General features: G+C 42.9%; 4 protein-coding genes, 2 tRNA genes and 2 rRNA genes (1 of these 8 cut by a window edge). 2 read left to right on the top strand and 6 right to left on the bottom strand.

The window, feature by feature from the left end; all coding sequences use genetic code 11:
- From NMS_RS06450 to NMS_RS06425, 6 genes are all read right to left on the bottom strand, one after another.
- Positions 1–71, bottom strand: a 23S ribosomal RNA gene (locus tag NMS_RS06450); it reaches 2752 nt to the left of the window's first position.
- 207 nt (positions 72–278) lie between these two features.
- A tRNA-Ala gene (locus tag NMS_RS06445) sits at positions 279–352 on the bottom strand.
- A gap of 127 nt (positions 353–479) precedes the next feature.
- Positions 480–553, bottom strand: a tRNA-Ile gene (locus NMS_RS06440).
- A gap of 159 nt (positions 554–712) precedes the next feature.
- A 16S ribosomal RNA gene (locus NMS_RS06435) occupies positions 713–2234 on the bottom strand.
- Together the 16S and 23S rRNA genes with 2 tRNA genes alongside form the textbook arrangement of a ribosomal RNA operon.
- Before the next feature lie 656 nt (positions 2235–2890).
- Positions 2891–3604, bottom strand: coding sequence for a pirin family protein (locus NMS_RS06430; RefSeq protein WP_041495973.1), 714 nt, complete (start codon positions 3602–3604; stop codon positions 2891–2893).
- Positions 3605–3687: 83 nt separating this feature from the next.
- Entirely contained in the window at positions 3688–4968 is a 1281-nt protein-coding gene (locus tag NMS_RS06425) for a multidrug effflux MFS transporter (protein WP_041495972.1), read from the bottom strand.
- Between the two features lie 114 nt (positions 4969–5082).
- On the opposite strand from NMS_RS06425, the gene NMS_RS06420 reads away from it, so the two are divergent.
- Together NMS_RS06420 and kynU are read left to right on the top strand one after the other, a co-directional pair.
- A complete protein-coding gene (locus NMS_RS06420) occupies positions 5083–5739 on the top strand; it encodes a hypothetical protein (RefSeq protein WP_041495971.1) in 657 nt (218 codons plus the stop codon).
- Position 5740: 1 nt separating this feature from the next.
- Entirely contained in the window at positions 5741–7003 is a 1263-nt protein-coding gene (gene kynU, locus NMS_RS06415; RefSeq protein ID WP_041495970.1) for a kynureninase, read from the top strand.
- The last annotated feature ends 20 nt before the right edge of the window (positions 7004–7023 follow it).

Genomic DNA, 7023 nt, shown 5'->3' with positions numbered 1-7023 from the left:
CGCAGCTTATCACGTCCTTCATCGCCTCTGAGAGCCTAGGCATTCCCCATACGCCCTTAATTTGCTTATGGTATTCTGGTTAGTTCTATAACGATATAAAACTAACGCCTTGCTCTTGTATTCTTATTCTTTATTAATAACAAACACATTTGTAAAAATGTGCCTATCTGTTTCTCGTTTAATCTTTTCAATATGTCAATGAACGTTGGCCCCCTGGCCCCCAAAGGGGTAACCCGGCGCTGACCATGGTATCGCAAGCGATCCCGTGGTGGGCGTAGTGGAGAATATCGGAGTCGAACCGATGACCTCCTGCGTGCAAGGCAGGCGCTCTAGCCAGCTGAGCTAATCCCCCATAATGGAATTCAGAATTATGAATTCAGAATTACCAATGTAGAATCCTCTAACTTCTAGAATTTCCAATAAAATATTTTAATGAACTAATCGCGATTTATGCTTTCGCGAAAGCGTATTTTAAAAAGTAGTCTCAGGCAGACTCGAACTGCCGACCTCTACATTATCAGTGTAGCGCTCTAACCAGCTGAGCTATGAGACTCTGACATACCTTCAAAAGGCATCTCACGTCTTTCGACTTTTTTATAAATAAGATTGACAGTTACTACTAATACATAATAATATAAACAAACACGCCAAATAAATGTAGCGCATTATGGAAGACTCCCGTTTTTAGGTACCATTATTTCAGGTACTCCAGAAAGGAGGTGTTCCAGCCGCACCTTCCGGTACGGCTACCTTGTTACGACTTAGCCCCAGTTACCAGTTTTACCCTAGGCAGCTCCTTGCGGTCACCGACTTCAGGTACCCCCAGCTTCCATGGCTTGACGGGCGGTGTGTACAAGGCCCGGGAACGTATTCACCGCATCATGGCTGATATGCGATTACTAGCGATTCCAGCTTCACGTAGTCGAGTTGCAGACTACGATCCGAACTGTGATAGGGTTTATAGATTCGCTCCTTCTCGCGAAGTGGCTGCTCTCTGTCCCTACCATTGTAGCACGTGTGTGGCCCAGGACGTAAGGGCCGTGATGATTTGACGTCATCCCCACCTTCCTCACGGTTTGCACCGGCAGTCTCACTAGAGTCCCCGGCATTATCCGCTGGCAACTAGCAATAGGGGTTGCGCTCGTTATAGGACTTAACCTGACACCTCACGGCACGAGCTGACGACAACCATGCAGCACCTTGCAATATGTCCGAAGAAAAACCTATTTCTAAGCCTGTCATACTGCATTTAAGCCCTGGTAAGGTTCCTCGCGTATCATCGAATTAAACCACATGCTCCACCGCTTGTGCGGGCCCCCGTCAATTCCTTTGAGTTTCATTCTTGCGAACGTACTCCCCAGGTGGGTTACTTATCACTTTCGCTTGGCCACCCAGTACTCAATCGTACCGGACAGCTAGTAACCATCGTTTACGGCGTGGACTACCAGGGTATCTAATCCTGTTCGCTACCCACGCTTTCGTCCCTCAGCGTCAATGTATTGTTAGTGACCTGCCTTCGCAATCGGTATTCTATGTAATATCTAAGCATTTCACCGCTACACTACATATTCTAGCCACTTCACAATAATTCAAGACTAACAGTATCAATGGCAGTGCCGGAGTTGAGCCCCTGCATTTCACCACTGACTTATTAGCCCGCCTACGGACCCTTTAAACCCAATGATTCCGGATAACGCTTGCACCCTCCGTATTACCGCGGCTGCTGGCACGGAGTTAGCCGGTGCTTATTCTTACGGTACCGTCAGCCCTCTACACGTAGAGGGGTTTCTTCCCGTACAAAAGCAGTTTACAACCCATAGGGCCGTCTTCCTGCACGCGGCATGGCTGGATCAGGCTCTCGCCCATTGTCCAATATTCCTCACTGCTGCCTCCCGTAGGAGTCTGGTCCGTGTCTCAGTACCAGTGTGGGGGATCTCCCTCTCAGGACCCCTACCTATCGTAGTCTTGGTAAGCCGTTACCTTACCAACAAACTAATAGGACGCATACTCATCTATCACCGTAACCTTTAACCAGTAAATCATGCGATTAGCTGGTACCATGAGGTGTTAATCCAAATTTCTTCGGGCTATCCCTCAGTGATAGGTAGATTGTATACGCGTTACGCACCCGTGCGCCGGTCGTCAGCGGAGCAAGCTCCCTGTTACCCCTCGACTTGCATGTGTTAGGCCTGCCGCTAGCGTTCATCCTGAGCCAGGATCAAACTCTTCATCGTAGAATCTTGTTAAAAAGATCTCTTGTGGGAGACCTCCCATAACACGATATCTACAAGCATTTGGCGTTTATGTCTGTTTACACTATATTATTTTCTTACCGATCCATTATTAATAAAAACAATGAACCTGTTCTTTATTTTGTGCTGTCAATCAATATCTCAATGAACTTATCGGAAAATCTAAATCTCGGAACTTAAAGCACGGGCTCTTCACGATCCCTATCACTCCAGTCTTCCAGTATTTCCGATGAACGTTGCTTTGTTTTTGACTTAACGTCTCTTGCAAAGCGGGTGCAAATATACGCAGCCTTTTTCTTTCCAACCAAACTTTTTTAGAAGAAAAATTGAAATAATTTCAATCTTTTTTTTAACCCCCAAATAACCAGTATTTTACAACACCTGAAAAACACAATCTTTTTTTGTCCCTCACTCTAAATCTATCTCAACTACCTCTCTCTCCCCCTAACTCAACATCCGATCAACTGCATTTTATACAACCATGAGAGGGTTTGTAAATCAAAATCAACCCAAACCGAGGGGTGGAGATTCTGGAAATCGAAACCAAATTCATGCAATTCTGTAGACAAAACATAATTTCATGACACCCTTGACAAAATCACAAAGGCAAAACCATCTCTTAATTCTGCTTACTTGGTTTATAATTCCATGGGCACTTCTATCAATAACAACTCCGCTGATTCTTTAGAAGTAACTTTAAATTGATCTGCGTCCCATACTCCTATAGCATCCCTATCTTTTAATGTTGTGCCATCGATTTCTACAGTTCCAGAAATGACCATTACATAAACACCGCTTCCAGTCGACTTGAATTGATACACCTTATCTGTATTTGCTTCCATGGATATCATATGCATCCATGCTTGCTGGTGAATCCAAACTCCATCATCATCTGGCGAGGGAGAAAGTATTTGCTGAAACTTATTCTTTCTATCCTCTATATTCAATTTTAACTCGTCGTACCTAGGCGTGACATCCTTCTTATTAGGGAACAGCCAGATTTGAAACAACTTTAATTCTTCCGTTTGGCTACCGTTGTATTCAGAATGAGTTACTCCTGTACCGGCACTCATCACTTGAACCTCTCCTGTTTTTATTTGGGCAACATTGCCCATGCTGTCCTTATGTTCTAAAATCCCTGATAATGGAATGGTGATGATTTCCATATTGTCATGTGGATGAGTGGGGAATCCTGCTCCTGGCGCTATAGTGTCATCGTTGAGTACACGAATTGCTCCAAAATGGATGCGCGCTGGATCATACCAGCTTGCAAAGCTGAAACTGTGGTTTGCTTTAAGCCATCCGTGATTTGCATGACCTCTACTCTCTGCTGGGTGAATTGTCTTTTTCATAGCTATCTTTCTTACAAATTTACTAATTGTTTGTACATACAACAAATACCTGCTTCAAGGTAGTTCTACTGTATTCAAATACCTTAAGCTGCCTCCTGACGTTGCTTGATGCGGTGAGGATGATGGTAATACGCTTTCGCGAAAGCGTACCCACGACCATATTGCACCTTATAGTAAACGACTGCGATGCAACCTGCAATGCTACAAAAGGTCACGATAGACAATAGCGGCATAATACTATCCGTCAATAATTGAGCTACCAATGTGCTGGCAATGCTGCCGAAGATCATGCTTACTGCACCTACAAGTGCACTCGCACTACCTGCCTGCAAATTAAATGGTTGCAGGCTCAATGCGGTAACATTAGGATTTTGGAAACCAATGAAAAAAAGCATCGTAAATAAGCCTGGATAGATGACCCAGAACTGTGGAGCGATCCAGAAACTATAAATAGTGATTCCCATGGTAAGAATGGCCATCAAAATTGCAATAGTAAATGTGATTTGGAACGTGGTAAACCTTCTGAGAAACAATCGGTTCAATTGGCTTCCTAAAATAAGACCTGCAGCATTGCCGCCAAAGATGTATCCAAACATATCTTCACTCATCTCGAAATACTCTATAAACACAAAAGGCGCACTGGCAACATAAGCTAACAATGCACCTATGGCAAAACCGCGCGTTGTAGAGAAAAGAAAGAAATCTTTGTTCTTATATATAGACCAATATTCTCGAGCAACTCTTTTAGGATGAAGACTAGTAGACCTATTGGGCTCTGCACTCTCTGGAAGCACATACACCACATTGAACAGCATAAAAGCTGCGAAACCAGCAAGAGAAAAGAAAACTACTTCCCAGTGAAAAGTTGTAATTATAAAACCGCCCACTGTAGGTGCTATAATAGGAGCGACTCCCATGATTAACATTAAGGTACTCAATACATCTGCCACCTTATCCTTATCAAAGTAATCTCTAACTACTGCCTTACTAGCGACCATTCCTGCACAACCGCCTAATGCCATAAAGAATCGGAAGAAGGCTAATGACCACAAATTCCAAGCGATACCACAAAGAATACTCATAAGTATATATAGAGTCAACCCTACTATCAATGGTTTTCTACGACCGTATTTATCCATTAATGGACCATATGCCAATTGGCCCAACCCTATTCCAATAAAATAAGTAGTTAGCGTAAGTCCTATAGCACTGGTCTCAACACCGAAATCTCCGGCTATTTGCTTAAAAGCAGGTAAATAAGTATCAATTGAAAATGGGCCAATAGCAATCAATGTCCCTAGCAGCAATATGATGACATTTTTTCTACGGTTGCTAATATCGCGTTGTACCTTTCTCTTTCTCACACTGCAAAGGTACTTTTGAATCGTATCACGACGTCCATATTCACAAAGCTTTACAATTTCATACCGACCTATAAATCGTATTTTTGAACTCTATAACACAACAACCCATTACCTATGAACAAGTACATCCTCCTTTCCGCCATCGCAGTAGCGATGATCTCTTGTAAACAAGAAGAATCAAAAGAAGTAATCGTTGAAGAGACTCCGGAACTTGCCATGCAAGTGGCTCAAAATAGTGGTCTTGACCAATGGAGTGACGTAAAGCAACTGGACTTTACCTTTAATATAGAACGTAATGGCGAGAAAATGGCATCGCGCCAGTGGCAATGGAACCCGCAAACTGATCAGGTTACTCTAACCACAGCCACAGATACGGTTTCCTATAATCGCAATCAACAATTAGACAGTCTAGCAGTAAGTGCTGACCGTGCCTTTATAAACGATGTGTACTGGTTGGTTCCTCAATTTAAATTGGCCTGGGATACAGGTAAGGAAATCACCTATCCAGAGTCTACTGAAGGAGACATGGTACAAGTTCAATACACAGGTAACGATGGTTACACGCCTGGAGATCGCTATGATATGGTTATCGATAATAATGGAATGATTACCAAATGGATGTACTATCCTAAAGGAGAGACTAATCCAGCCATGACCACATCATTCGAAGATTATAACGATTATCAAGGGATTAAAATAGCCACCAATCATCGCACTCCAGATGGCGCGTTGAATATTTATTTTACAGACGTCAACGTTACAAAACAATAATATGGGTTTCGAACCAACCAAAGAATATGCTCAATCACTGGATGCTGCAGATGGTTTATCTCGCTTTCGCGAAAGCTTTCACATTCCAAAGCATACGGACGGCAGCGAAAGCATTTACTTATGTGGTAATTCCCTAGGGCTTCAACCTAAAAAAGCAGCGCAGTTTGTACAAGACGAACTTAAGGATTGGGCTGATCTAGGTGTGAAAGGTCATTTTGACAAGACATTTCCATGGACGCGATACCATGAGTTTTTAACAGAGCCTATGGCTGAGGTTGTAGGTGCTAAGCCACATGAAGTGGTGGTCATGAATACATTGACGCCTAATCTACACTTCATGATGGTCAGCTTTTACAAACCATCAGGTAAACGTCGCAAAATTATAATGGAAGCCGATGCGTTTCCTAGCGATACCTATGCGGTAGACAGCCAGATCAAATGGCATGGTGGCAATCCTAAAGAAGACATTATTTTATGGCAGCCACGTCCAGAGAGCAATACCTTAGAGATAGAAGACCTCCAAACGATTTTTCAACAACATGGGGATGAGATTGCACTGGTCATGATTGCGTCTATTAACTACTACACGGGTCAGTTTTTTGATCTAAAGAAGATTACAGAACTGGGTCACTCCCATGGTGCGATGGTTGGATTTGATTGTGCTCACGGTGCAGGGAATGTAGATCTAGATTTACATAACAGCGGTGCTGATTTTGCCGTATGGTGTACTTATAAGTATATGAACTCAGGCCCGGGAAGCATTGCAGGTTGCTTTGTTCACGAAAGGCACGCAGACAATAATACACTTGATCGCATGGCGGGCTGGTGGGGTCATAATAAAGAAGAACGATTCTTGATGGATCCAAAGTTTGACGCTATATATGGTGCTGAAGGCTGGCAACAAAGCAATGCTCCTATCTTAAGCATGGCACCAATTCGAGCTAGTATGGATTTATTTATGGAAGCTGGTTTTCAAAATTTGCTTGCCAAATCAAAGGATCTGACCAATTACCTTGAGTTTTTAGTTCATAATATAGAAGGAGATCACATCAAAATCATCACTCCTAAAAATCCTAAGGATCGTGGTTGCCAATTATCACTGGCAGTAAAGAATGCAGACAAAAGCTTATTTGAAGCGATTAGCAACAAAGGAGTAATAGCAGACTGGCGAGAACCAGATGTGATACGAGTAGCTCCTACCCCATTATACAATTCCTATATGGATTGCTGGAATTTTGTCCAGATCCTAAGTTCCGAAATGTAAATTATCTATTAGTACCTATT

The organism is Nonlabens marinus S1-08 (assembly GCF_000831385.1).
In the GTDB taxonomy this organism is placed as follows: domain Bacteria; phylum Bacteroidota; class Bacteroidia; order Flavobacteriales; family Flavobacteriaceae; genus Nonlabens; species Nonlabens marinus.
The sequence above is the reverse complement of the archived record's forward strand: the minus strand, read 5'-3'. Positions and strand labels throughout refer to the sequence as shown.

Coding starts and splice junctions, on each gene's coding strand:
- NMS_RS06420 (WP_041495971.1), top strand. CDS start 5,083: ATGAACAAGTACATCCTCCTTTCCGCCATCGCAGTAGCGATGATCTCT.
- kynU (WP_041495970.1), top strand. CDS start 5,741: ATGGGTTTCGAACCAACCAAAGAATATGCTCAATCACTGGATGCTGCA.
- NMS_RS06430 (WP_041495973.1), bottom strand. CDS start 3,604: ATGAAAAAGACAATTCACCCAGCAGAGAGTAGAGGTCATGCAAATCAC.